Below are 498 nucleotides of genomic sequence, written 5' to 3' on the forward strand. Positions count from 1 at the left end.
CGACCGACGCGCAGCAGCGGCTGCTGCTGGAGGCGGCCTGGGAGGCGCTGGAGCGCACCGGTGTCGACCCGGTGTCGCTGCGCGGCAGCCGCACCGGCGTGTTCGCAGGCGTCATGTACAACGACTATGCCTCCCTCCTGGAAGGCGACGACTACGAGGGCCACCAGGGCCAGGGCAGCGCCGGCAGTGTCGCCTCGGGCAGGGTGTCGTACACGTTCGGTTTCGAGGGGCCGGCGGTCACGGTCGACACGGCGTGTTCGTCGTCGCTGGTGGCGATGCATCTGGCGGCTCAGGCGCTGCGGCAGGGCGAGTGCGATCTCGCCCTCGCGGGGGGTGTCACGGTGATGTCCACCCCCACCGCCTATGTCGAATTCTCTCGTCAGCGGGGGTTGTCCGAGGACGGGCGTTGCAAGGCGTTCGGTGAGGGTGCGGATGGTGTGGGTTGGGCGGAGGGTGTGGGGCTGCTGGTGTTGGAGCGGCAGTCTGATGCGGTGCGCA

At 69.9% G+C, this 498-nt stretch carries 1 protein-coding gene; it reads left to right on the forward strand.

Translation table 11 applies throughout. The features are described 5' to 3' along the window. A partial coding sequence (locus tag SCWH03_RS28335; protein ID WP_173267787.1) for a beta-ketoacyl synthase N-terminal-like domain-containing protein occupies window positions 1-498 on the forward strand: 498 nt, incomplete at both ends.

Origin of the sequence: Streptomyces pacificus, from assembly GCF_011766325.1 — a bacterium.
Lineage (GTDB): Bacteria > Actinomycetota > Actinomycetes > Streptomycetales > Streptomycetaceae > Streptomyces > Streptomyces pacificus.